The organism is Micromonospora sp. CPCC 205561, assembly GCF_036906775.1.
GTDB lineage: Bacteria > Actinomycetota > Actinomycetes > Mycobacteriales > Micromonosporaceae > Micromonospora.
Genome location: NZ_JBAKHV010000004.1, coordinates 21,916 through 45,853 on the forward strand (window position 1 = coordinate 21,916; position 23,938 = coordinate 45,853).

16 protein-coding genes are annotated in these 23,938 nt (G+C 75.6%); 8 read left to right on the forward strand and 8 right to left on the reverse strand.

Annotated elements, in window-relative coordinates; all coding sequences use genetic code 11:
- Positions 1 to 55 precede the first annotated feature (55 nt).
- The 3 genes from V6V16_RS04505 (at position 56) to V6V16_RS04515 (ending at position 4,493) form a co-directional block, all read left to right on the forward strand.
- Entirely contained in the window at positions 56 to 1,435 is a 1,380-nt protein-coding gene (locus V6V16_RS04505) for an FGGY family carbohydrate kinase (RefSeq protein ID WP_334559688.1), read from the forward strand.
- 98 nt (positions 1,436 to 1,533) lie between these two features.
- Positions 1,534 to 4,074, forward strand: coding sequence for a sensor histidine kinase (locus V6V16_RS04510; protein ID WP_334559689.1), 2,541 nt, complete (start codon positions 1,534 to 1,536; stop codon positions 4,072 to 4,074).
- On the forward strand, positions 4,071 to 4,493 hold the full coding sequence (locus V6V16_RS04515) for a roadblock/LC7 domain-containing protein (protein WP_442934030.1): 423 nt from the start codon (positions 4,071 to 4,073) through the stop codon (positions 4,491 to 4,493). Before V6V16_RS04510 ends, V6V16_RS04515 begins: the two co-directional genes overlap by 4 nt.
- A 73-nt stretch (positions 4,494 to 4,566) precedes the next feature.
- On the opposite strand, the gene V6V16_RS04520 is transcribed toward V6V16_RS04515, so the two are convergent.
- Positions 4,567 to 6,027: a GH1 family beta-glucosidase gene (locus V6V16_RS04520; RefSeq protein ID WP_334559690.1), complete on the reverse strand. Its 1,461-nt coding sequence runs from the start codon at positions 6,025 to 6,027 to the stop codon at positions 4,567 to 4,569.
- 959 nt (positions 6,028 to 6,986) lie between these two features.
- Here V6V16_RS04520 and V6V16_RS04525 point away from each other — a divergent pair.
- On the forward strand, positions 6,987 to 9,878 hold the full coding sequence (locus V6V16_RS04525) for a glycoside hydrolase family 48 protein (RefSeq protein WP_334559844.1): 2,892 nt from the start codon (positions 6,987 to 6,989) through the stop codon (positions 9,876 to 9,878).
- Between the two features lie 283 nt (positions 9,879 to 10,161).
- Here the strand turns inward: V6V16_RS04525 and V6V16_RS04530 are convergent, their stop codons facing one another.
- Positions 10,162 to 10,824 (reverse strand): DUF3159 domain-containing protein, encoded by a 663-nt coding sequence (locus tag V6V16_RS04530; protein WP_334559846.1) that lies wholly within the window; start codon positions 10,822 to 10,824, stop codon positions 10,162 to 10,164.
- 108 nt (positions 10,825 to 10,932) lie between these two features.
- Between V6V16_RS04530 and V6V16_RS04535 the strand changes: the two genes are divergently transcribed.
- Both V6V16_RS04535 and V6V16_RS04540 read left to right on the forward strand, forming a co-directional pair.
- Positions 10,933 to 11,820 (forward strand): phosphatase PAP2 family protein, encoded by an 888-nt coding sequence (locus V6V16_RS04535; protein ID WP_334559691.1) that lies wholly within the window; start codon positions 10,933 to 10,935, stop codon positions 11,818 to 11,820.
- A gap of 10 nt (positions 11,821 to 11,830) precedes the next feature.
- Positions 11,831 to 12,529, forward strand: a complete 699-nt coding sequence (locus V6V16_RS04540) for a maleylpyruvate isomerase N-terminal domain-containing protein (protein ID WP_334559692.1) — start codon at positions 11,831 to 11,833, stop codon at positions 12,527 to 12,529.
- A 27-nt stretch (positions 12,530 to 12,556) separates the two neighbouring features.
- Here the strand turns inward: V6V16_RS04540 and V6V16_RS04545 are convergent, their stop codons facing one another.
- Positions 12,557 to 13,441: a DUF1028 domain-containing protein gene (locus V6V16_RS04545; protein ID WP_334559693.1), complete on the reverse strand. Its 885-nt coding sequence runs from the start codon at positions 13,439 to 13,441 to the stop codon at positions 12,557 to 12,559.
- A 124-nt stretch (positions 13,442 to 13,565) separates the two neighbouring features.
- On the opposite strand from V6V16_RS04545, the gene V6V16_RS04550 reads away from it, so the two are divergent.
- Both V6V16_RS04550 and V6V16_RS04555 read left to right on the forward strand, forming a co-directional pair.
- Positions 13,566 to 14,540, forward strand: a complete 975-nt coding sequence (locus V6V16_RS04550) for an LLM class F420-dependent oxidoreductase (RefSeq protein ID WP_334559848.1) — start codon at positions 13,566 to 13,568, stop codon at positions 14,538 to 14,540.
- Positions 14,537 to 15,328 (forward strand): SDR family oxidoreductase, encoded by a 792-nt coding sequence (locus V6V16_RS04555; RefSeq protein ID WP_334559694.1) that lies wholly within the window; start codon positions 14,537 to 14,539, stop codon positions 15,326 to 15,328. Before V6V16_RS04550 ends, V6V16_RS04555 begins: the two co-directional genes overlap by 4 nt.
- A gap of 73 nt (positions 15,329 to 15,401) precedes the next feature.
- Here the strand turns inward: V6V16_RS04555 and V6V16_RS04560 are convergent, their stop codons facing one another.
- The 5 genes from V6V16_RS04560 to V6V16_RS04580 form a co-directional block, all read right to left on the reverse strand.
- Complete coding sequence (locus V6V16_RS04560) at positions 15,402 to 16,469, reverse strand: DUF2855 family protein (protein WP_334559695.1); 1,068 nt, start codon at positions 16,467 to 16,469, stop codon at positions 15,402 to 15,404.
- Between the two features lie 159 nt (positions 16,470 to 16,628).
- The gene (locus V6V16_RS04565; RefSeq protein ID WP_334559696.1) at positions 16,629 to 19,100 is read right to left on the reverse strand and encodes a transglutaminaseTgpA domain-containing protein; all 2,472 of its coding nucleotides are present in this window, start codon (positions 19,098 to 19,100) and stop codon (positions 16,629 to 16,631) included.
- Positions 19,076 to 20,248, reverse strand: a complete 1,173-nt coding sequence (locus V6V16_RS04570; RefSeq protein WP_334559697.1) for a DUF58 domain-containing protein — start codon at positions 20,246 to 20,248, stop codon at positions 19,076 to 19,078. The genes V6V16_RS04565 and V6V16_RS04570 overlap by 25 nt, the downstream gene beginning before the upstream one ends.
- A gap of 12 nt (positions 20,249 to 20,260) precedes the next feature.
- Positions 20,261 to 21,256, reverse strand: coding sequence for an AAA family ATPase (locus tag V6V16_RS04575; protein WP_334559698.1), 996 nt, complete (start codon positions 21,254 to 21,256; stop codon positions 20,261 to 20,263).
- 25 nt (positions 21,257 to 21,281) lie between these two features.
- Positions 21,282 to 23,915 carry a fibronectin type III domain-containing protein gene (locus tag V6V16_RS04580; protein ID WP_334559699.1) on the reverse strand — a complete coding sequence of 878 codons (2,634 nt, stop codon included), beginning with the start codon at positions 23,913 to 23,915 and terminating at the stop codon, positions 21,282 to 21,284.
- Positions 23,916 to 23,938 lie beyond the last annotated feature (23 nt).

A 23,938-nucleotide genomic window follows, 5' to 3' on the forward strand; every position in this document is an offset into this window, starting at 1 on the left:
TACGGCCCACCCGGTGGGACGCCGGGGCGGCGCGCACCGGGTAACTTGACCCGCGATGAACATTCTCGCGCTCGATCTGGGCACCTCCTCGGTGCGCGGGCTCGTGCTGGACACCGACGCCCTGCCGCTGCCCGGCGCGCTGGCCCGGCGCAGGGTCGACCTCGTCGTGCAGGACGACGGGACGGGCACCCTGGACGGCCCGGGCTACCTGGCCCGGCTGACCGAGTGCCTGGACGAGCTGGCCGCCGGCGGCCACCTGCGCGACGTGTCGCTGGTGGCGACGTCCGCGCAGTGGCACTCGGTGCTCCCCCTGGGCGTCGACGGCGCACCCCTGGGGCCGGTGCTGACCTGGCTGGACACCCGCCCGGCCGCCCCCGCCGGGGTGACCGGGCCGGCCGACCCGGACGACTTCCACCAGCGCACGGGCACGTGGTGGCACCGCTGCTACTGGTCGGTCCGCCTGCCCTGGCTGCGCGAGCACGCCGGCAGCCGGATCTCCCGGTTCGTCGGCCTGGCCGAGTACGTGCTGGGCGCACTGCTCGACCGGGCGCCCATGTCGATCTCCCAGGCCTCCGGCACCGGGCTGCTGGACCTGCGGACGCTGGACTGGGACGCCGAGGCCTGCGAGCTGGCCGGCAGCCGCGCCGACGAGCTGCCCGAGCTGGCCCCGAACGATTGGCGGGGCCGGCTGCGCCCGACGTACGCGCGGCGCTGGCCGCAGCTGGCCGACGCGCCGTGGGCCGGCCCGGTGGGCGACGGCGCCGCGTCGAACGTCGGCTCCGGCTGCGTCGAGCCGAACCGCGTCGCGGTCACGGTCGGCACGTCGGCGGCGGTCCGGCTGATGCAGCGCGTCCCGGCGGGGCGGGTCCTGCCCCCGCTGCCCGGCACGCTCTGGCGTTACCGGGTCGACCACGACCACGTGGTGACCGGCGCCGCCTACTCCTCCGGCGGGAACCTCTTCGCCTGGGCCAACCGGGAGCTGCGGCTGCCCGAGGGCGCCGAGCTGGACGCCGCCCTCGCCCGGGTGCCGCCCGGCGGGGGGCGGCCGGTGAACGTCCGCTTCGGCGGGGACCGACCGCCCGGCCTGGTCCCGGCCGGCTCCGGCGAGCTGCGGGGCCTGAGCTTCGACACCACGGCGGTGGAGCTGCTGGCCGGGCTGATGCGCGGCCTGTGCGACCTCGTCGCCGACGACCTCGCCGTGCTGGAGTCCACCGTCGACAAGCCGGTGGAGGTCGTGCTCGGCGGGGGCGCGATGGCCGCCTCGCACTGGTGGCGTACGACGTTCGCGGTGGCGCTCGCCCCCCGGCCCGTCTGGTACGGGCGCAACCCGGAGGTCGGGGCGAGCGGCGCGGCGCTGGTGGCGCTGGACCGGGTCGGCGACGCCTCCCGACTCGCCGCCATCGTCCGGACGGACGAGGCCGCCTCACCCTCCTGATCGGCACCTCAGCCCGGCCCGTTGACACGGCTCCGGGGACTGGTTGGATGGACTCGCTCCCCGGCTCGCGGCGGACGCGAGACACGGAGGAGGCAGGTGTGGCGGCAGGACCGGATCCGGTGGACGGCGGCGTGTCGCAGCACCGCCGACGCCGGTTCGACGTCCGGGTCGTCCCGCACCGCCGCCGCTCCCCGTTCCGGTTGCGGGACTGGCGGATGAGCACCAAGCTCGCCACGGTGCTGGTCATCCCGTCGGTCTCGTTCCTGGTGCTGGCCGGCGTGCAGACGCACACCCTGGTCGGACGGACGACCGCGCTGGGCGACTTCGCCCAGCAGGTGGGGATCGGCCGGCAGATCGTCGCGGTGGTGCACGGGCTCCAGCAGGAACGCGACCGCGCCGCCGGTGAGCTGGGCGAGCTGCGCCGCGGCCGCGCGGGCGCCGAGCGGGACGCGGCCATCGTCGCGTTGAAGCCGTTGCAGGGCGCCACCGACCAGGCGTTGCGTGAGCTGCGCCGCGCGGCCGAGCCGCTGGCCGACGCCGACGCCTCCTGGCGGATCGCCTACTCGGAGGTGCTGGAGGCGTACGAGCAGGTCGTCTACATCCGGGCCGCGATCCCCCCGGCGGTGCTGGGCAGCGACACCATCCTCAGCAACTACCACCGCGCCGTCGACGCGCTGCTGCGGCTGCTCGCCGAGCCGTCGCCCGGCGAGGACCGGCCCGCCCTCAGCGACGCGGTGCTGCGCTACGTGCAGCTCGCCCGGGTCAAGGAGCTCTCCTCGCGGGTCCGGGCACAGCTCTACGAGGCCGCCCGCGCCGGCCGGTACGGCGTGGAGGACCAGGTGGTCCTGACCGACCTGCGTGCCCAGCAGCTGACGGCGCTGGGCGCGTTCCGGGTCACCGCCACCGCCGAGCAGGTCCGCCGCTACGACGAGACGTCGGCGGACCCGGCCTTCCTGTCGGCCACCCGGCTGGAGGAGCAGAGCCTGCCCAACGGGACCGCCACGTCGACCGTGCTGCCGGCGCCGCAGTGGTGGGCGGCCAGCGAGCAGCGGCAGGAACTGCTGCGCCGGGTCGAGGAGTCGGTGCTCGACGACGCCGTACGGCAGGCCGACGACGTCAGCGCCACGCAGCTGCGTACCACGCTGCTGGTGGTCGGCGTGATCGTCGCCGTGCTGCTGGTCGCCCTGCTCATCTCCGTCCTCGTCGGCCGGTCCATCGCCCGGTCGATGCGGCTGCTGCGCGGCCAGGCGCTGCGGATCGCCCAGCTGGAGCTGCCCGACGCCCTTGACCGGCTGCGCACCGTGACCGGCGGCGTCCCCACGATCGAGGTCCCGCCGGCGGTGGTCCGTTCGCTCGACGAGATCGGCGAGCTGGCCGAGGCGTTCGTCGCGGTGCACCGCAGCGCCGTCGCCGTGGCCGTCGAGCAGGCGACCACCCGGCGCAACGTCAACGCGATGTTCGTCAACCTCGCCCGGCGCAGCCAGGTGCTGGTGGAACGCCAGCTGGAGCTCCTCGACGAGCTGGAGCGCGAGGAGAGCGACCCGGACCAGCTGGAGAACCTGTTCAAGCTCGACCACCTCGCCGCCCGGATGCGCCGCAACGACGACAGCCTGCTGGTGCTGGCCGGCACCGAGTCGACCCGCCGGTGGAACCGGCCGGTGGGGCTCGGGGCGACGCTGCTGGCCGCCAGCGCCGAGATCGAGCAGTACCAGCGGGTCCGGCACGACGCGGTGGCCGACCTGCACGTCGTCGGCCACGCCGTCGGTGAGCTGGTCCACATCCTCGCGGAGCTGCTGGAGAACGCCACCGCCTTCTCCCGCCCCGACACGCTGGTGCGGGTGACGGCCGACGCGGACGGGCCGGGGGCGGTCGTCGAGATCACCGACGAGGGGCTCGGCATGAGTCAGGACGCCCTGGCGGAGGCGAACGCCGTGCTCACCACCCCGCCGGCCGCCGACGTGGCCACGGTCGAGCGGATGGGCCTCTTCGTGGTGAGCCACCTGGCCGCCCGGCTCGGTGTGCAGGTGCGCCTGGGCGGCGGCGAGGACGGCATCGTCGCCCGGGTGCGGCTGCCCGGCGACCTGCTGGCGTCGGCGCCGGAGCGGGAGGGGCCGGTCACCGCGCGGATGCTGACCGCCGCGCCCTGGACCGGCGCGCCGCGCAGGGAGTTTCCGGTGGCCGGGCGGCGGCCCGGCCGGGACGGCGCGCCCACGCGGGGCGAACTCCCGGTCGCCGGACGACGGTCGGCTCCGCCCCCGCGGGCCCGATCGGTTCCGGTGCGCGCCGAGGACGTGCTCACCCCGGCCCGGCCGTCCGCGCCGGCCGGTGGGAGCTGGTGGTCCCGGCAGGGACCGGCGGCCGGCCCGGTGCCGGAGACCTCGCCCACCCCGCCGGCCGTGCCGATCACCGGCGGGACCAACGAGCGCGGCCTGCCCGTACGGGTGCCGATGGCGCAGCTTCCCGCCGCCGGCCGGCCCGCGCGGCCGGAGCAGCCGGCGGTACGCCACGATCCGGACCCGGATTCGGTCGGGGACATGTTGTCCCGGCTCTACAGCGGGGTACGGCGGGCGGAGGCCGAGGAGACCACGGAGATTGTCATGCCGCCGGGCGGCGTACGCACCGAAGGGGGACATCGATGACGACGTTGAGCCGGGAGGCCCGCGACCTGAGCTGGCTGGTCAGCGGGTTCGCGGACCGGGTACCGGGGGTGGTGCACGCGATCGTGGTCTCCTCCGACGGCCTGCTGGTCGCGATCTCGGACCACCTGCCCCGGGACCACGCCGACAAGCTCGCCGCGGTGACCTCCGGGCTGATGAGCATCACCGCCGGCGCGGCGCAGATGTTCGACGGGGACGTGGTCAAGCAGACGGTCGTCGAGATGGGACGCGGCTACTTCCTGGTCATGCAGGTGCGCGACGGGTCCATCCTGGCCACCCTGGCCGGGGCGGACGCCGACATCGGCGTGGTCGGCTACGAGATGGCGCGGCTGGCCAAGCAGACGGGGGAGATGCTCACCCCGGCGCTGCGGGCGGAACTCCAGCAGGCCCTGCCCCGCTGACCGGCCGGCGCGCCGCCCGCGCCGTCGCACCCCGGCGACCGTCCAGCGGTGCCGGGGTGGCGGCGTCGGGCGGTCAGAGGCCGTTGGCGGCGATGACCCGGCGGTACCAGTGCGCGCTGCGCTTGAGCACGCGCCGCTGGGTCGGGTAGTCCACGTAGACGAGGCCCCAGCGCTGGTCGTAGCCCGCGTCCCACTCGAAGTTGTCGAGCAGCGACCAGACGTGGTAGCTCTCCAGCGGCACCCCGTCGGCCACGGCCCGGTGCACGGCGGCGAGGTGGTCGCGCAGGAAGGTGACCCGGGCGGCGTCGTCGACGGTGCCGTCGGCGCCGAGCGTGTCGGGGCTGGGCAGCCCGTTCTCGGTGACGGTGAGCGGGAGCGGGCCGTAGTCGCGGGTCACCCGGGTCAGCACGTCGTACATCCCGTCGGGGTGGATCTGCTGCCAGGACGCTTGCGAGGTGGGCCAGCGGGGGACGGTCGCGCCGTCGGCGGTGACGTAGTACGGCGTGTAGTACTGCACGGCGAGCAGGTCCACCGGCGCGGAGATGGTGGCCAGGTCCCCGTCGCGGATGCCGCGCACCAGCCGGCTGCCGGGGCCGAGGTCGTCCAGCACGTCCTGGGGGTAGCGGCCGGTGAGGACGGGGTCGAGGTAGAGGCGGTTCTCGTAGCCGTCGTGGAGGATGGCGGCGCGGGCCGCGGCGGGCGAGTCGTCGGCCGGGTAGCAGGGGTGCAGGTTCAGCGCCGGGCCGATCCGGCCGGAGCCGGTCGTGCGGTACGCGGCGACGGCCAGCCCGTGGGCGAGGTGCAGGTGGTGGGCCACCAGGTACGCGGCGTCGGGGTCCTGCCGGCCCGGGGCGTGGTGCCCCTCCAGGTAGCCGTTCTGCACCACGGTCTTCGGCTCGTTGACGGTCAGCCAGACCGGCACCCGGTCACCGAGCGCGCGGAAGACGATCTCGGCGTAGTCGGCGAACCGGTGTGCGACGTCGCGCGACTCCCACCCGCCGGCGTCCTGGAGGGCCTGCGGGAGGTCCCAGTGGAACAGCGTCGCCATCGGCGCGATGCCGCGCTCGTGCAGCCCGTCGATGAGCCGGCGGTAGAAGTCGAGCCCGCGCTGGTTGGGCGCGCCGGTGCCGTCGGCCTGCACCCGGGGCCAGGAGATGGAGAACCGGTAGCTGCGCAGCCCCATGTCGCGCATCAGGTCGAGGTCCTCGACGTACCGGTGGTAGTGGTCGGCTGCGACGTCGCCGGTGTCGCCGTTGCGGGTGCGTCCCGGCGTACGGCTGAAGGTGTCCCAGATCGACTCGCCCCGGCCGTCCTCCTTGGCGGCGCCCTCGATCTGGTACGCCGAGGTGGCCGCGCCCCAGCCGAAGTCCGAGGGGAAGCGTAGGCCGGCCGCCGGCGCGTCGTCGGCCTGCGGCGTGCCGCCGTCGGAGCGGTCCCCGCCGGCCTCGGCGGCCGGGGCGGTGGTGGCGGCGGCCCTGGGGGCGGTGGCGGAGAGCGCGGCGCCGTGAGGCGGGCGCCGGTTGGGCATGGACATCGGGTCTCCTCGTGGTTGCGTGGCCACCGCCGGGGCCGGGAGCGCTCCCAGCATAAGGCAGGAGCTGCCGGCCGGTCTCCTCCGCCCCGGCCGGTGCCGGGCGGTGGTGAGCGGAGCTGGCGGAGGGGTGTGGCGTGCGCCCGTGGGGGCGGCGCGGGCGCGGGCGCGAGGTGGCGCCGGCGCTCGGCGGGTCGGGCGCGGGACGCCGGGGGCGCCGGGGCGCGGGCGTCGACCGGGCGGCACGGGCGGACAGCGGACGAGGCCGGTCGGAACGGCGACACGGCCAGTCCCGTCGGCCTCTTTTCCCATCGTGCAGGGGGGTTTAGTGTGGGGACGGGGGAGGGCAACCCCCGTCCCCACCGTTGCTGCACACGCACGGGCGGAATTGGCGTCCTGCCGTGCGTGTCGCGCGGGAGCCGGGCCACGCGAGTGGCTAGAGGATCCACCTCCCTCCACATTGGCGGGATGGCTGACGGCGGCGTCCGGGCTGGCCCGCCGTCAGCCCTCGGGCTGATTCCCCGGGCTCCGTCAGGGACGGGGCCCAGGTGATCTTCCAGTTGGAACTCCGTCGATGGAAGCGCTCCCATCGACCGATGCTGCGACTGTAACGCCCGTCACGGCTTTGTGAAAGCCCCAAAACGAGATCGAAACATGTAGCTGCTCCGGTGCGCGTCCGACCATTGTGGGAGCGCTTCCATGCATGGCACACTGACGCCACCGCGACGCGGAGCCAGATCGCGCAAGCGTGGGTCGCCGAGGGCAGCCGGTGTCTCCGGTACGGCATCCGACGCAGCCGGCGGAGTGACCGCCCCCGCCAGGGGCGCCCTTCGCCGCACCCCGGCCCCGGGCCGGGGCGACCACCATCCCCGGGCGCCCCGAATCCCCCGTTCGCGGGAGGGCGCCCCGCCGGGGCCCACGTCCCCGGCCAGGTCCGAGGAGACACCGCGCACATGAGAAATCTGGCAAGACGTCGCCGCCTGGCGATGGTCGCCGCCGCCGCGCTCGCCGTCGGCGGGGTGACCCTGCCGGCCGGCGCCGCACAGGCCGCCCCCGCCTGCGACGTGGTCTACGCGACCAGCGACTGGAACAACGGCTTCACCGCCAACGTCACCATCAAGAACCTCGGCGACCCGATCAACGGCTGGACGCTGAAGTTCGCCTTCCCCGGCGACCAGCGGGTGACCCAGGGCTGGTCGGCCAGGTGGAGCCAGACCGGCAACCAGGTCACGGCCACCAACGAGTCCTACAACGGCAACCTCGGCACCGGCGCCTCCACCAGCATCGGCTTCAACGGCACGCACGGCGGCGCCAACCCGAAGCCGACGTCCTTCTCGGTCAACGGCGTGACCTGCGGCGGCGTGCAGCAGCAGCCGCCGACGGTCGGGCTGAGCGTGCCGGCCGGCCCCTTCGAGGCCCCCGCCGACGTGCCGCTGAGCGCCACCGCCAGCGACCCGGACGGGACGATCAGCAAGGTCGAGTTCTACCGCAACGGCCTGCTGGTCAACACCGACACCACCGCCCCGTACGGCTACACGCTGGAGGACCTGCCCGCCGGCGCGTACACGGTGCAGGCCAAGGCGTACGACAACGCGAACCTGAGCGCCACCGCGGAGAAGTCCTTCACCGTCACGGCGGCGTCCGGCCCGGTGCTGGTGGCCACCCCGTCGGCGGTGAGCGTTGCCGAGGGCGGCAGCTCGGCGGTCAACCTCAAGCTGAGCGCGGCGCCCACGGCCAACGTGCCGGTGACCCTCGCCCGCACCGGCGACACCGACATCACCGTCTCGCCGGCCTCGGTGACGCTGACCCCGAGCAACTGGAACACCGGGGTGAACGTGAGCGTCGCGGCGGCGGAGGACACCGACACGCTCGGCGGCACCGCTACCGTCACCGCGTCGGCCACGGGCTACGCGCCCCTGGCGATCACCGCCACCGAGATCGACAACGACAACGGCGGCGGGGACAACACCTACGTCAAGCGCTTCCTCGACCAGTACGGCAAGATCAAGAACTCGGGCTACTTCAGCCCCGAGGGCGTGCCGTACCACTCGATCGAGACGCTGATCGTCGAGGCACCCGACCACGGCCACGAGACCACCTCCGAGGCGTTCAGCTTCTGGCTGTGGCTGGAGGCCCAGTACGGGCGGGTGACCCAGAACTGGGCGCCGTTCAACAACGCCTGGACGGTGATGGAGAAGTACATCATCCCGTCGCACGCCGACCAGCCGACGGCGGGCGCGCCCGGCACCCCGCAGTACGCCGCCGAGCACGACCTGCCCAGCCAGTACCCGTCGCAGCTGGAGCCGTCCGTACCGGTCGGCCAGGACCCGCTGCGCGCGGAGCTGCAGACCACCTACGGCACCGGCGACATCTACGGCATGCACTGGCTGCTCGACGTGGACAACACCTACGGCTTCGGCCGCTGCGGCGACGGCACCACCCGGCCGGCTTACATCAACACCTTCCAGCGGGGCACCCAGGAGTCGGTGTGGGAGACCGTGCCGCAGCCGTCCTGCGACACCTTCGTCCACGGCGGCAGCAAGGGCTACCTCGACCTGTTCATCAAGGAGGGGAGCGCGCCGGCGAAGCAGTGGAAGTACACCAACGCCCCCGACGCCGACGCCCGTGCCGTGCAGGCCGCGTACTGGGCCCTGACCTGGGCCAAGGAGCAGGGCAAGGAGGCCGACGTGGCGGCCACCGTGGCCAAGGCCGCGAAGATGGGTGACTACCTGCGGTACGCCATGTTCGACAAGTACTTCAAGAAGATCGGCAACTGCGTCGGGGCCAGCGCCTGCCCGGCCGGCACCGGCAAGGACTCCGCGCACTACCTGATGTCGTGGTACTACGCCTGGGGCGGCGCGTACGAGCCGAACCAGAACTGGTCGTGGCGGATCGGCTCCAGCCACAACCACTTCGGCTACCAGAACCCGTTCGCGGCCTGGGCGCTGACCAACGTCAACGAGCTGAAGCCGAAGTCGCCGACCGCCGTCACCGACTGGACCAAGAGCCTGGAGCGGCAGCTGGAGTTCTACACCTGGCTCCAGTCCGCCGAGGGCGGCATCGCCGGTGGCGCGACCAACAGCTGGGGCGGCAACTACGGCCAGCCCCCGGCCGGCACGTCGACCTTCTACGGCATGTACTACGACGTCGACCCGGTCTACAACGACCCGCCGTCGAACCAGTGGTTCGGCATGCAGGCGTGGTCGATGCAGCGCATCGCCGAGCTTTACCTGGAGACCGGCAACGCCAAGGCCAAGGCCCTGCTCGACAAGTGGGTGCCGTGGGCGATCGCCAACACCACGCTCGGCACCAACTGGTCGATCCCGTCGGACATGAAGTGGACCGGCCAGCCGACCACCTGGAACCCGGCCAACCCGCAGCCCAACACCAACCTGCACGTCGAGGTGACGGTGAAGGGCCAGGACGTCGGCATCGCCGCCGCCTACGCCCGCACCCTGATCGCGTACGCGGCCAAGTCGGGCAACGCGGCGGCGAAGACCACCGCCAAGGGGCTGCTGGACGCGCTGCACGCGGCCAGCGACGCCCAGGGCGTCTCCACCGTGGAGAAGCGCGGCGACTACCGCCGCTTCGACGACGTCTACGACGCCGGCACCGGCCAGGGCCTCTACGTGCCGCCGGGCTGGACGGGGAAGATGCCCAACGGTGACACCATCGCCGCGGGCAAGAGCTTCCTGGACATCCGCTCCTTCTACAAGAACGACCCGGCCTGGCCGAAGGTCCAGGCGTACCTCGACGGCGGCCCCGAGCCGGAGTTCAAGTACCACCGGTTCTGGGCGCAGGCGGACGTCGCCATGGCGTACGCCGACTACGGCAAGCTGTTCCCCAACGGCTGAGCCGACTCCTCCGGGTGGGCGGCGCGACCGTCCACCCGGGAGCCGACCGGGGCTGGGGGAACAGCGACGCCCGGTCGGCAGGCGGCCTGACTCCCACGGTCAGGCCGGGGTGGGCCGGCGGCCGTGGCCGACGCAGCGGGGCCGCCGACCCACCCCACCACCCGGATACGCAGCCGGCGCGAAAACGCCCGCAAAAACCGGCCGCCGCGGGATCACGCGCAAGGCCCTGACGGAGTAACGTACGTCACCGGAGAGGCCGCTCCCCCCGTGGCGGCCTCTCCACTTATTCGCCCGGCGGCTCCGCCGCGGCGGGGGCGACCGGGTGACGCAGCCCCGGGTGCCCGGCCGGCAGCGACCGGCGCACCACCACCCAGCTCACCGCGAGCACCGCCGCCACCAACGGCCAGGAGAGCGCGACCCGGGCCACCGTCAGCGCGAGCACCTGGCCGCCCAGCCAGAGCGGCAGGAACACCGCCACCCGCAGCACGTAGCTCGCGACCCAGACCCAGCTGCCCCGGCCGTACGCGCGCAGCAGGGCCGGATCGCGCCGCCAGCGGGCCCGCTGCCCGAGCACGGCACCCACCACCGCCCCGAGCAGCGGCCAGCGCACCACGATGCTGACCACCCAGACCAGGGCGCTCGCCGCGTTGGAGAGCAACTGCACGAGGAAGAAGTCCTCGGCGCGGCCGGTACGCAACGCCACCAGCGCGGCGAGACAGACGGCCAGCAGCCCGACCAGCACCGAGCGCGGCCGGTCGCCCCGGCGCAGGCGCCAGCCGGCCAGCCCCGCGCCGGCGACCACCGCCGCGCCCACCCCGGTCCAGAGCGAGTGCCCGCCGAGCAGCCACCCCGCGGCGAACGCCACCGGCGGCAGGGTGGCGTCGACCGCCCCCCGGCGCCCGCCGAGCAGGTCCGCGAGCGTCTCCGGCCGGTCCGCCGGCGCCATTTCCCGCCCCCGTGCACGCGTCACCGCACCCTCCTCACGTCCGTCACCAACCTAGCGGTCGCCGAGCGGCAGGCCACCCGCGAACCGGGACGGACCGGCCGCTACGGTGTGCGGGTGCGAGCGACGCCGAGGGGTTGGACCGCGGTCTGGTTGGTCGTCCTGGCGATCGTCCAGGCGGCCGCCCTCATCGCCGTCTGGCGGGTCGCCGTGCACGTCGAGGTCGGCCAGTGGGTGGACACCGTCGCGCTGACCGGCAACCGGATCGGCCAGGACCGCATCGACGGCCCGGTGGACCGGATCCTCAACGCCATGTCGGTCGTCTCCCTGCTCGCGGCGACCGCGACGATCGGCTTCATCGCGCTGATCCGGGGCCGGATCGCCCTGGCGGTCACGGCCACCCTGCTGATCGCCGGCGCCAACGCCACCACCCAGCTGCTCAAGTACACCCTGGTCCGGCCCGACTTCGGCATCGACCCGGAACGGATCTACGCCGGCAACAGCCTGCCCAGCGGCCACGCCACGGTCGCCGCCTCGGTCGCGGTCGCCCTCGTGCTCGTCCTGCCGCGCACGGTACGGGTGGTTGGCGCCTTCGTCGGCGCCGGCTACGCCGCGATCGCCGGGGTGGCCACCCTCTCCGCCGGCTGGCACCGGCCCAGCGACGCGGTCGCGGCGTTCCTGGTGGTCGGCGTCTGGGCGGCGCTCGCCGGGTTGCTGCTGCTGATCACCCAGCGGGAGCAGGCGCAGGTGGAGTCGGCCGACGCGCACCGGGTCGCCGCGGTGGTGCTCGGCGTCGGCGGCGTACTGGCGGTGGTGGCCTGCGGCCTCGCCCTGGCCTGGCTGGTCGACCTGCGCGGCACCCCGCCCAGCGAGCTGGCCCGCCGGCCGCTGCTCGTCGGGTACGCCGGCACCGCCGCCGGGATCGCCGGGACCATGGGCGTGGTGATGGCGCTGGTGCTGGCGGCCGTGCACCGGCTGGTGCCCCGGGTCAAGGGCTGACCCGCCGCGGGTGCGGCAGGGGCGCGACGGGGGAGGACCGGTGCGGGCGGTACGGGCGGCGTTCCGCGACGAGTGCGAACGCCTCGGCGACGAGCTGCGCGGCGTCGACGGGGCGGACTTCGACCGCCCGACCGACTGCCGGCCGTGGACCGTACGCGAGCTGCTGGCGCACGTGCGGACCGGGGCCCGACGGCTGGTCGACATGCTCGCCGCGCCGCCCCCGCCCCACGCGGAGGTGGACGCCGCCCGCTACTACGGCGCGGCGAAGTTCACCCCGCCCGTGGACGCCGCCCGGATCGACAGCGGCCGGCGGGAGGGCCGGGAACTCGACGGACCGGCCCTGGTGGCGGACTTCGACCGGGCCTGGCGCGGTGCCCTCGACGCCGTCGACGCCGCGCCACCGGGCCGGGTGGTGCGCACCCGGCACGGCGACGCGATGGCGCTCGCCGAGTTCCTGCGTACCCGCGTGGTGGAGGTCGGCGTGCACGGCCTGGACCTGGCGGCGGCGCTGGACCGCCCGCCGTGGCTGACGCCGGGCGCGGCGGCCGTCGTCGCCGACCTGCTCACCGGCGGCCGGGCCGTCCCGGCGGAGCTGGGCTGGGACCGGCTCACGCTGATCCGCAAGGCGACCGGCCGCGCCGGCCTCACCGACCGCGAGCGCTCCGTCGTGGAGGCCGCCGGCTTCCGCTGGCTCTCCTTCGGCAGCTGACCGGCGCGAACCGGCGGCGCGGGCGGGTCAGGCCTCGACGCCCAGCTCGTCCGGCGCCGGGCGGGGCGCTGGCACGTGCCGGGCGGCGCCGCGCAGGTGCTCCAGCACCACCGGGTCGATCCGGCCGGGCACCAGGCGCTCCTCCAGGTTCTCCAGGCCGGCCCAGGCGAAGAGCGCTTCCTCGGGCCGGCCCGGGTCGACGCGATGGCCGAGCGCGGCCAGCAGGGCGCCGACCTCGGCGGCGACCGCGCCCGTCAGGTCGAGCAGGGTGGCGGGGTCGGGGCGGCTGAAGAGCAGGGTGTGCACCCCGAGCAGCCGGCCCAGCTCGGCCACCGGATCGGGGTGGTCGTCGACGCGCAGGTCGACCAGGACGTCGCCGGTGCCGTCGTACCCGCCGCCGCGCTCGACCACCAGCAGGCCCGCGCTCTGCCGGCCCCGCCGGTCGCCGCCGGCCTGGTCCCCGGCGCGCAGCGCGGCGAGCAGCCGCTCGGCGAAGGGCAGCGCCCCGCCGCCGAGCCAGGCGTCCCGCATCGCGTCGATCACCTGCGGGCCGGCCAGGATGTTGCCCTGGGCCGCCCAACCCTGCCCGGCCTGGCCCCCCGCCCAGGGGTGGCAGCCCGGCCCGGTCCAGGTCGCTCCCGCGCCGGTGGTGCCGACCACGCCGAGCTGGCGATGGTCCCGCTCGGGGTCGGCGGCGACCAGCCCGGCCACCACGTCGGCCGCGGCCACCCCGGTGCGCAGCAGGGCCAGCCCCTGCGGGCGGTAGGCGAGGTTGACGTGGGCCTGGGTGGCCAGCGCGCCGACCTCGGCCTCGGCGGCGGGGACGAGCGCGCCGGCCGCCAGGAACCTGCTGGCCACGACCACGCCGTGCCGGCGGCCGTCGGCCGAGCGGGCGACGAGGGAGAAGGTCACGCATGGAGACTAGCTCCCGCCGCCGCGTAGGCATCAGCCTATTTCGATCTGTGGTATGTCTGACGGGATCTTGCTCCGCGGCGCGTCGAGCGGGCACGATCGACCGATGACGACGCGATGGGGCATGACGGTGCCGCTGGACGGCATCCCGCTCGCCGACCACGCCGCGCTCTACGCGGCCCTCGACCGGGCCGGCTTCACCGACGTCTGGTCCTCCGAGGTCAACGGGGCGGACGCGTTCACCCCGCTGACGCTCGCCGCCGCCTGGCAGCCGAGGCTGCGCCTGGGCACCGCCATCACGCCCGTCTTCACCCGGGGCCCGGGCCTGCTGGCGATGAGCGCGGCGGCGCTGGCCGACGCCGCCCCCGGCCGCTTCGCGCTCGGCATCGGCGCGTCCTCGCCGGTCGTCGTGCGGAACTGGAACGGCGTGCCGTTCGACGAGCCGTTCCGGCGCACCCGCGACGTGTTGCGGTTCCTCCGCGCGGCGCTCTCCGGGGCGACCGTCGACGAGAAGTACGACACCTTCGCCGTGCGCCGGTTCGCCCTCGACCGCAGGCCGGCCGTGCCGCCGCCGGTGCTGCTCGCCGCGCTGCGCCCGGGGATGCTGCGGCTGGCGGGGGCCGAGGCCGACGGCGTGATCCTCAACTGGCTCGCCGCCGACGACGTGCCCCGGGCCCTCGCCGAGGTCGGCGAGAAGCGGGCCGGCTTCGACGTGGTCGCCCGGATCTTCGTCTGCCCGACCGAGGACGCCGCGCACGCCCGCGCCCTGGGCCGCCGGCTGATCACCAGCTACCTCACCGTCCCCGCGTACGCCGCGTTCCACCGCTGGCTGGGCCGGGGGGAGACGCTCGGGCCGATGTGGCGGGCCTGGGAGGCCGGCGACCGGCGCGGCGCGGGCGCCGCGGTGCCCGACGAGGTGGTCGACGCGCTGGTGCTGCACGGGTCACCGGAGCACTGCCGCGCGCAGGTCCGCCGCTACGCCGACGCCGGGGTGGACGTGCCGGTGCTGGCCCTGCTGCCCACCCCCGAACTCGCCGCCGGCGGCGGCGCGGCGCTGCCCGATCTCATCGCGCGGCTGGGCCCGGGCGGGGCGCGGTGAACCTCACCGACCGGGTGGTGGTGATCACCGGTGGGGCCGGCGGCATCGGGTCCGCCCTGGCCCGGCGCTTCGCCGCCGAGGGCGCCGCCGTCGTCGTCGTGGCCGACCTCGACGCCGACGCCGCCCGCGCGGTGGCCGACGGCGTCGGCCCGGCCGCCCACGCCGTCGCGCTCGACGTGACCGACGAGGAGCAGGTCCGCGCGCTGGTCGCGGAGACCGAGCGGCGGTACGGGCGGATCGACCTGTTCTGCGCGAACGCGGGCGTCACCTCCGGCGGCGGGATCGAGGTCGACGACGCCGGCTGGGACCGCGCCTGGCGGGTGAACGTGCTCTCGCACGTCTACGCGGCCCGCGCGGCGCTGCCGGCGATGCTGGCCCGGGGCGGCGGCTACCTGCTGCACACCTGCTCGGCGGCGGGCGTGCTGACCTCGGTCGGCGACGCCCCGTACGCCACGACCAAGCACGCGGCCGTCGGCTTCGCCGAGTGGCTCTCCGTCACCTACCGCGACCAGGGTGTACGGGTCAGCGCGCTCTGCCCGCAGGGGGTGGACACCCCGATGCTCGCCGACGGGCTGGCCGCCGGACACCTGGGCGCCCGCGTCGTCGCCGCCTCCGGCGCGGTGCTCACCGGTGACCAGGTCGCCGACGCGGTGGTCGCCGGCCTCGCCGAGGAGCGTTTCCTGATCCTCCCGCACCCCGAGGTCGCCGCCTACGCCCGCCGCAAGGCGGAGGACCCGGACGGCTGGCAGTCCGGCCTGCGCAAGCTCGTCCGCCGCCTGCGGGGGTGACCACGGGCCCGGGTCTGGCGACCGGTCGGGCGGAACGGCGCGTCCGCCCTCGCGGGTTCCGCGCCGGCACCGTTCACAGTTGGACGATCCGACCCACGCGCGGGGGCGTGCGGCCGGCGAGCACCTCCAGCCAGGCGTGCGCCAGGGCGTCGGGCCCGGACCCGGTCCGCACGTCGAGCCATGCCCCGACGACACCGGTGAACCGCTGCCAGGCGTCGGTGAACCGCTGGTCGAGTCCCTCGCGCCCCCAGTCCTGGCGGCGCTTGCGCATCTGCACGGGGGCGAAGAACACCTCCCCGGCGGCGTCGGCGTTCGGGATCTGGGTGGTGAGTCCGACCGCGACGTCGCGTACGAGCCGGTCGCCGAGGCGCCGTCGCAGGGCGGCGCGGGTGTCGGGCGCGCCGGAGAGGTCGAGGTAGGCGGTCGGTACGGCGTCGAGGGCGTCGACGTCGTCGTAGGAGACGACGTCGTCGTAGCAGCCGAGCGACCGCGTGAACGCGAGGTTGCCCGGTGAGGTCAGCCCGACCAGGCGGGGGCCTCGGCCGTGCAGTTCGAAGGCGGCGGCGTACGCGGTCTTGCTGGAAGCCGACGACAGCACCAGGGACCGCGCGCCGTAGAAGTCGTTGTCGACGACCTGGTCGGCAAGCATGAAGGAGGTGAAGAAGAGCGGCCTGAACAGCACCAGCAGGTCCTCCTGGTCCGGCCGGTACGCCGGGTCGCCCGTGGTCGACCGGTACACGTTGTAGGGGGAGGGCAGGTCGGCGCGGTGCGCGCTCGCGTCGCGGAACCCGGAGGCGTCCACCCGGTCCGGCCGTAGCACCAGGTGACCCGCCGGCGGCAGGTAGCCGTAGACCCGTTGCCCCGCCGCGACCCCCTGCACCGTCGACTCGACCACCTCGGCGAAGCCCCACAGCGGCGGAAGTCCCCACCGTGGCCCGAGCCCGCGGGGGCCCGGCGGGAAGAACTCCCAGTACCGCATGGAGTCGCCGAGCACCGCGTACGTCACGTTGTTGGCGGTGAGGCCGACGCGGTCGACCCGCAGCAGTGCCTCGCCGTCGGACAGGGCGGGCGTCCCGCCCTCGACGAGGGTGGTCCGGCTCAGGTCGTCACGGGCCACGGCGAAGGTCCAGGAAGCAGGCATGGTGCGACGCTAAGCAGCTCCGGGCGCCGAGACAAGTGCACTGTGAGTGCAAAATCCCACTCGGTCTCCGGGTTGACGGGCGAATCGCGCACGAGGCGGCCGCACCCGTGGCCGGCGCCGGGGGCAGCGACGGCGCTCGATCGCCGCGTCGCGGAGGGCTCAGCGGGGCCAGCGCAGGGGACCGGGACGCACGGCCCAGAGGACGCGGCGCCACCAGGGGCGGGCGGCGCGCAGCGCGGCGACGTAGTCGCCGGCCGTCGTCACGGCCCGCGCGGCCTGCTCCGCGGTGGCCGTCGCCGGAGCGAAGGCCGTCTGGTTGAGCAGCCCCGCCAGCTCGTCCACCCGCGCGTCGAGGTCCCCGGAGTGCGGCGGCCCGGCCCCGGTCGGGGCGGGCCCGGCGCCGGCGGCCGGGGGACCGGACCTCCCGGCCCGGGCGTCGGCGACGGCCCGGCGGGCGTGGGCGGCGACCTCGGAGGCGGAGAGGTCCCCGCCGACCGGCTGCCCGGCCAGCCGCAGCGCGTCGGTGACCTCCCGCCAGGCGCCGGCGATCCGCTGGCCGGGGTCGCCCCGCTCCAACCGCGCCCGGCTCCGCGCCCGGCGCATCAGCAGCAGGGCGAGCAGCGCGGCCACGGTCAGCAGCAGCGTGCTGACCGCCCCGGCGCCGACGAGGAGCGCCGTCGACGGGCCGCCGGCGTCGGCCGGCCGGCCCGGCCCGGCCACCGGGGCGGGCGGCTCCGTCGGCTCGACCGTCGGCTCCGGCACCTCCGACGGGGGCGGCTCGTCCGGCGTCGGGCGGAAGTCCTCCTCCACCGGACGCGGCTCCTCGTCGGGCCGGGGCAGCGGGTCGAACGGCACCCAGCCCAGCCCCGCGAAGAGCACCTCCGGCCAGGCGTACGCGTCGCCCGCCCGCACCGGGCCGTCGCCGGCCGCGCGGAAGCCCACCACCACCCGGGTCGGCAGCCCGGCCAACCGGCCCAGCACGGCGAACGCCGCCGCGAACTGCTCCGAGGTGCCCCGCTGGCCGCCCGCGTCGCGCGGGCCGAAGAGGAAGAAGTTCAGGTTCGGGTACGCGTGCCCGCTCGGCGCGTCCGCCACGAGGCGGTAGTGCTCGGCGAGGAACTGCTCCACGGCGGTGGCCCGCGCGTACGGGGCGCCGTTGGACTCGGCGAGCTGGGCGGCGAGGCGGCGCAGCGGATCGGGCACCCCGTCGGCGACGCGCAGCACCCGGGCCACCTCCTCGCCGGCCGGCACGTCCGCCGTGCTGAGCAGGTTGCCGTCGGGCGTCTCCGCGGCCGAGGTCACCGTGTAGCGCAGCCCCGGGGTCAGCCCCTCGGGCCGGATCAGCGTGCCGGTCGCCGGGTCGTACGCCACCCTCGCCCCGGTCACCTCGCGCGGCGTGGCGACGGCGGGCAGCAGCCGGCCGCTCAGCTCGGCGACGGTGATCTCCTGCCGTACCGTCCGCACCGTGCTGTCCGGGGCCGGCGCCGTCGCCGGCAGGATCCGCCCCGCGTTGCGGTACGTCGCGCCGACCCGCCAGGTCACCCCGTCGTAGTCGCTGAGCACGGCCAGCCGGATCGGCGCCGGCCGGTCGGTGCCCGACGCGGGGTCGGTGTCCCGGTCCGGGCCGGGCGATCCGCCCGGCACGGCCGGGCCGGGGCCGTCGGTGCGCACGTCGAGCAGCGGCTGCCCCGGGTTCAGCGCCCAGCCGGAGATGCGGATGAGCGGATTCTCGTCGAGCGTCTCCACCTGCGGCGGCTCGACGTAGCGCCGGGGATCCACCGGCCGCCCCCCGACCCGGTCGGCGAGCAGCGGACCGAGCAGGGCGGGCAGCGCCACGACCACGACCAGCCCGGCGGCCGTGGCGGCGGCGAGCCGGGCCCGGACGGCGGCGCGGACCGCCGGAGTCAGGCCGGCCGCCGGGTCGCCGCCGGCCGTGGCCGCGCCGCCCGCCGGCACCGCCAGGCCCAGCGCCGCCACGACCACGAGAGCCAGCGTCGGACCGATCGCCGGCTCGGCGTTCGGGCCGACCACGTAGAGCGCGGCGGCGTAGAGCAGCACCGGCGGCAGGTAGCCGAGCAGCACCCGGCCGGCCCGCAGCGCCACCTCCGCCCCGGCCAGGCCGGCCAGCCACGCGGCCACCAGCGGCACCAGCACCGTGTCGGGGGTGGGTTCCACCGGGATCATCGCCGTCAGCAGCCGGGGGATGCCGTTCGCCGCGGCGTCGGCGGTGATCTCGGCCAGGCCGCCGGGCAGCGCCGCCCGGGTCGCGGTGAGCCGTAGCGACCAGGCCGTCCAGCCGGCCATCGCGAGCACCGAGAGCGGTGCGACCAGCCACGAGGGCAGCCGGCGGGCGGCCACGCTGACCAGCACCGCGCCGATCGCCGCCCCCAGCACCAGCCGGCCCAGCAGCGGGCCGGCGTACACCCGGCCGAGCACGGCCCCGGCCAAACCGATCATCGCGATCAGCGCCACCGGCACCGGGGCCTGCCGCAGCACCCGCGGCAGCGCCCGGCCCGCGCCGCTCGCCCGGCGCCCGTCGCCGGCCGGGGCGCCGTCGCTGCCGCCGGCGGGAGGCGCCGCGCCGTCGCGGACCGCGCCGCTCGCCCTCACCACCTGCGCACCCCGTCCCATTCGGCGGCGAACGCGGCGCCGTCCGCGGCGTCGATCACGACCAGGCCCGGCGCGCCCGACGGCGCCGGCCCCCGCGCCCCGAACACCCCCACCACCACCGAGGGGTACGCGGCGCGCAGCGCGCCCACCGTGCCCAGGTCCTCGCGACCCCCCGGGCCGGTGAGGAAGACCAGCGTGTCGCCGAGCCGTTCCCGCCGCAGCCGGGTCGTGGCGGGCCCCAGCACGTCGTCGTCGGCGAGCCGCGCCGCCGCCAGCAGGTCCAGCGGCCCGCCGCCGCGCGTCACGGGGTCGTCCGCCGGACCCGCCCCGGGCGGCTCGGGGGCGACCGGCAGCAGCACCACCGGCAGATCCTCGCGGTACGCGGCCACCAGCACCGAGGCGGCGGCCTCGCACGCCGACTCGAACGACTCGGCCACCCCGTCGACGCGCCCCGGGTGGGCGCCCGCCCGGTTGTCCAGCAGCACCACGATCCGGGGCAGGCTGGTGTCCACGTTCTCCCGCACCATCAGCTCGCCCACCCGGGCGCTGGTCCGCCAGTGCACCCGGCGCAGCTCGTCGCCGACCACGTACTCCCGCAGCGAGTCGAACGTGATCGACCCGTGCGGCACGCGGTCCACCCGCCCGTCCAGGCTGCGCCCCGCTCCCGTCGGCACCGCGCTCAGCGGGTGCACGCGCGGATGCACCCAGACCGGCACGGTGCCGCCGTACGGGCGGGCCAGCGCCACCAGGCCCAGCGGGTCGCGCCGGGTCACCCGCAGCGGGCCCACCGGCACCACCCCCCGGCGGGACGTCGGCACGTCGTAGCGGACCGTGGTGTCCCGGCCCGGGCGCAGCCGCAGCAGCGGCACCGGGACGGCCCGGTCCCCGCACCGGTCCTCCGCCACCAGGCTCGCCGACCGCAGCCGCCCGGCGTTGCGCACCGTCAGCGTCATCGCGGCCGGCTCGCCCCGCGCCACCCGGTCCGGGTCCGCGCTGCGGACCACCACCAGCCGGGGTCGCCAGACCGCCGTGGTCACGGCGTAGCCGACGGCGGTGCCGGCCGCCGTGCCCAGCAGCACCAGCTCGGGGTACGCGAAGCGGAAGCCGGCGCCGAGCAGCACGACGGCGGCGACGAGCAGCCCGAAACCCCGGGCGGTGAGCGCGGACACCGGCGTCGCCGGTCAGCCCTGGGCCGGGGCCGGCTGGCCCGAGGGCAGCGGGACCGGCACCGAGGCGACCGCCTGGCGCAGCACCTCGGCGGCGGTGAACCCGCGCACCTGCGCGTCCGGGGTGAGCAGCAGCCGGTGCGCGAAGACCGGTTCGGTCAGGGTCTTCAGGTCCTCCGGCATGATCCAGCCCCGCCCGTCGATCAGCGCGTACGCGCACGCCGCCCTGGTCAGCGCGATCACGCCCCGGGGACTGACCCCGACCCGCACCTGCGGGTGGTTGCGGGTCGCCGCTGCCAGCCGCACCGCGTACGCGTAGAGCGGCTCGGCGATGTGCACCCGGCGGGCCATCCGGACCATCTCCCCGACGGTGGCCGTGTCGGTGACCGCGGTGAGCGCCTCCGGGGAACGCACCGTCGCCCCGCGCAGCACCTCCACCTCGACCGCCTCGTCGGGATAGCCGACGGAGAGCTTCACCAGGAACCGGTCGAGCTGGGCCTCGGGCAGCCGGTAGGTGCCGTCCATCTCCACCGGGTTCTGCGTCGCCACCACGAGGAACGGCTGCGGCACCGGGTGCCGGACCCCGTCGACGGTGACGGTGTGCTCCTCCATCACCTCCAGCAGCGCCGACTGGGTCTTCGGCGACGCTCGGTTGATCTCGTCGGCGATGACGATGTTGGCGAAGACCGGACCGGGGTGGAACTCGAAGCCCCGGGTGGCCTGGTTGAAGATCGTCACCCCGGAAACGTCCGAGGGGAGCAGGTCGGGGGTGAACTGGATGCGCCGCCACTGCCCCTTCACGGTGGCGGCGACGGCCCGGGCCAGGGTGGTCTTGCCGACGCCCGGCACGTCCTCCAGCAGCACGTGTCCCTGCGCGAAGAGCGCGGTCAGCGCCAGCCGTACCACCTGCGGCTTGCCCAGCACCACCGCGTTGACGTTCTCGGCCAGCCGGGCGGCGAGGGCGGCGAAGCCCTGCACCTCCGCCTGGGTGAGCGGTTCTGGGGTGTTCACGCGGTGGTGCTCCTTGCCTGGTGGGTCAGCAGGTGGGCAGGACGTCGATGTCGTCGCCGCCCTCGAGGTTGAGCCAGGCCCAGGGGATGTAGTTGCGCCCCCCGTAGGCGACCTGCACCCACCAGGTGCTCTGCTTCTGGTTGTTGTAGATCCAGGAGTCGACGTTCTCGCCCGACTTCCTGCAGTACGCCTTCAACCGGGTCCCGGGCTTCGCCCAGCCGGCCTGCTGGTCGTTGTCCTGGCGGGTGACCTTGAAGATCTCGTTGCCGTTGCGGCCCTCGACGTCCCTGTCGCAGTACGTCCGCTGCTCGCCGTCGGGCCCGTTCTTGCAGGTCGCGATCCCGTAGAGGGCGTCGGTCGGCTGGGCGCGGGTGGCGCTGCCCTTGCCGGCTGCGTTGCTCGCGGTCACGGTGAAGGTGTACTTCGTGCCCGGGGTCAGGCCCGTCATCGTGATGCTGGAGCAGTTCCCGGTCTTGGCCGGCTCACCGCCCGTGCTCAGCGAGCAGGTGGCCTTGCCGCCCCCGGCGTCCACCGTGAACGTCACCGTCGCCGACGTGGCCGCCGCCGAGGAGCCGGTCACCGTGACCCGGGGCTCGGCCACCGTACGGGCCGTCGCGGTCGCCTCCGGGCCGGGGCCGGCCTCGTTGACCGCCTTCACCTTCACGGTGACGTTCTGGCCGTTGCCCAGCCCGTCCACGGTGGCCCGGGGGTCGGTGACCTCGCTGGTGCGCCCGCCCACGTCCACGACGTACTTCGTCACCGGGCGGCCGTTCGCCACCGCCGGCGACCACTGCACCGCGACGGTGCCCGGCCGGTCGGCCACCGTCGTCGCCCGCAGGTCGGCGGGGCGCTCCGGCGGCGCGTACGGCACCACCGTGTTGCTCACCGGGGAGGCCGCCGATCCGGCGCCCCGGTCGTTGACCGCCACCACCGTGAAGGCGTACTGGGTGCCGTAGTCCAGCTCGCCCGCCGGCACCACCAGCTCCGTCCGGCGGGACTCGCCCGCCGGGGCGTTGGTGCCCGCCGAGGTGGCGGTGACCACGTACCTGGCGATCCTGTTGCCCTGCCCGTCGGCGGCCGGCCACTTCACCAGCACCGTGCCGTCGGGCCGCTCCCGGGCGGTGACGCCGGCCGGCGGGTCGGGCACCGCGGCCGTCGGCGTGACCGGGTTGCTGGTACGCGCGGGACCCTCGCCCTTCGCGTTGACCGCGTGCACCGAGAACCGGTACGTCTCGCCGTTGGTCAGGCCCTTGATCTCCACGGCCCGCTGGTTGGCACCGACCTGCACCCGTTGGCCGGCGCCCTGCACCACGTACCGGGTGATCTCCGCGCCGTTGGCCGGGGCCTGCCGCCAGCTCACCCGGGCCTGCGCGTTGCCGGCGGCGGCGGTGACGGCGCGCGGCGCGCCCGGCTTGCCCACCTTCGGCTTCTTCGGCGGGGGCGGCGGCGGGGGAGCCGGCGGCGGGTCGCCGCCGAGCACGTCGTTGGCGTACTTGTCGACCTCGCGGACCTGGTGCCGGTCGTCCACCACCCGCGCCGTGGCCGCCTCGGGGGCGTTGATGAAGAGGTGGTTCTCGCGCACCTCCAGCTCCAGCGGCCCGGTGCCCCTGCCCCGGATGGTGTCGACGAGCCGGCCCTGCGAGTCGAAGGCGTAGACCGTGCCGGACGCCTCGTCGGCGCAGTAGTACCGGCCCGCCCACGCCACGGCCGGGCTGAGCCGGTCACCCGTGCCCGGCACCGTGAACGCCCGCACCGCGCCGCCGCCGTCGACCACGTGCACCCGCCGCTCGCCGGGCACCGTCACGGGCACGTCCGGCCCGCTGGTCCGCTCCGGCAGCGCGCCCGGCGCGGTCGTCGTCAGCGGCGTGCGGCGTACCTTGCCGCCCTGCACGGTGACCAGCGCCCCGGCGGTGCGGTCGAGCACGGCGACGCCGTCGTCCAGCGTGGAGACGACCAGCTCGTGGCTCGCCTCCGCCACGTCGTACGTCGCGACCTGCTTGGGGCTCAGGCCGGCCCCCGCCGCGGCGGCCGAGGCGGGCGCGGAGGGCAGCGCCGCGGCGGTGATCGCCGAGACGGTGCCCTCGCCGGGCACCGCGATCCAGAGGCGGCCCTCGCCGTCGAACGAGCCGCCGGTGATGCCCGGCGGGTAGCGCACCGGCTCGCCGACCGGGCTGAGCGACCGGGGGTCGAGTTGCCGGACGATGCCCTGTACGGCATCGACGACGAACGCGGCCTCCTTGTGCAGCGCGACGTTGACGCCCAGGCCCGGGGTGGTCCGCGTGGTCGCGGTGATCTGGAGGGTGGCCAGGTCCAGCGAGCTGACCTGACCGGTGTTCAGGTCCCGCAGGACGAGCAGGCGGTCGGTCTGGGTGACCTGCATGGGGTGCCGGCGGGCACCCGGGATGCCGACCCGGGTGTCGACCCGGGCGGTGACGCCGTTGACCCGGGCCATCTCGCTGCGCGCGGAACTCCACAGCCAGGAGCTCGCGTCGTAGTTCGCCACCGCGTTGTCCGCCGCGCCGAGCCCGTGCAGGGTCAACCCCATGGCGGCCAGCAGCGCGGCCACCGTCGCGACGGTGACCAGGCCGCCGCGCACGCGGCGGGGCCGGGGACGCGGGGTGCCGGCACCGGCGTGCCCGACTTCATCGATGGTGGCCACTGCCGGCTGCCTCCCGTGTCGTC

Bases quoted from the DNA above. Each gene is read 5' to 3' on its own strand.
- V6V16_RS04550 (WP_334559848.1), top strand. From the start codon at position 13,566: ATGACGGTGCCGCTGGACGGCATCCCGCTCGCCGACCACGCCGCGCTC.
- V6V16_RS04530 (WP_334559846.1), bottom strand. From the start codon at position 10,824: ATGGCGCCGGCGGACCGGCCGGAGACGCTCGCGGACCTGCTCGGCGGG.
- V6V16_RS04505 (WP_334559688.1), top strand. From the start codon at position 56: ATGAACATTCTCGCGCTCGATCTGGGCACCTCCTCGGTGCGCGGGCTC.
- V6V16_RS04565 (WP_334559696.1), bottom strand. From the start codon at position 19,100: ATGGGACGGGGTGCGCAGGTGGTGAGGGCGAGCGGCGCGGTCCGCGAC.
- V6V16_RS04560 (WP_334559695.1), bottom strand. From the start codon at position 16,469: ATGCCTGCTTCCTGGACCTTCGCCGTGGCCCGTGACGACCTGAGCCGG.
- V6V16_RS04515 (WP_442934030.1), top strand. From the start codon at position 4,071: ATGACGACGTTGAGCCGGGAGGCCCGCGACCTGAGCTGGCTGGTCAGC.
- V6V16_RS04520 (WP_334559690.1), bottom strand. From the start codon at position 6,027: ATGTCCATGCCCAACCGGCGCCCGCCTCACGGCGCCGCGCTCTCCGCC.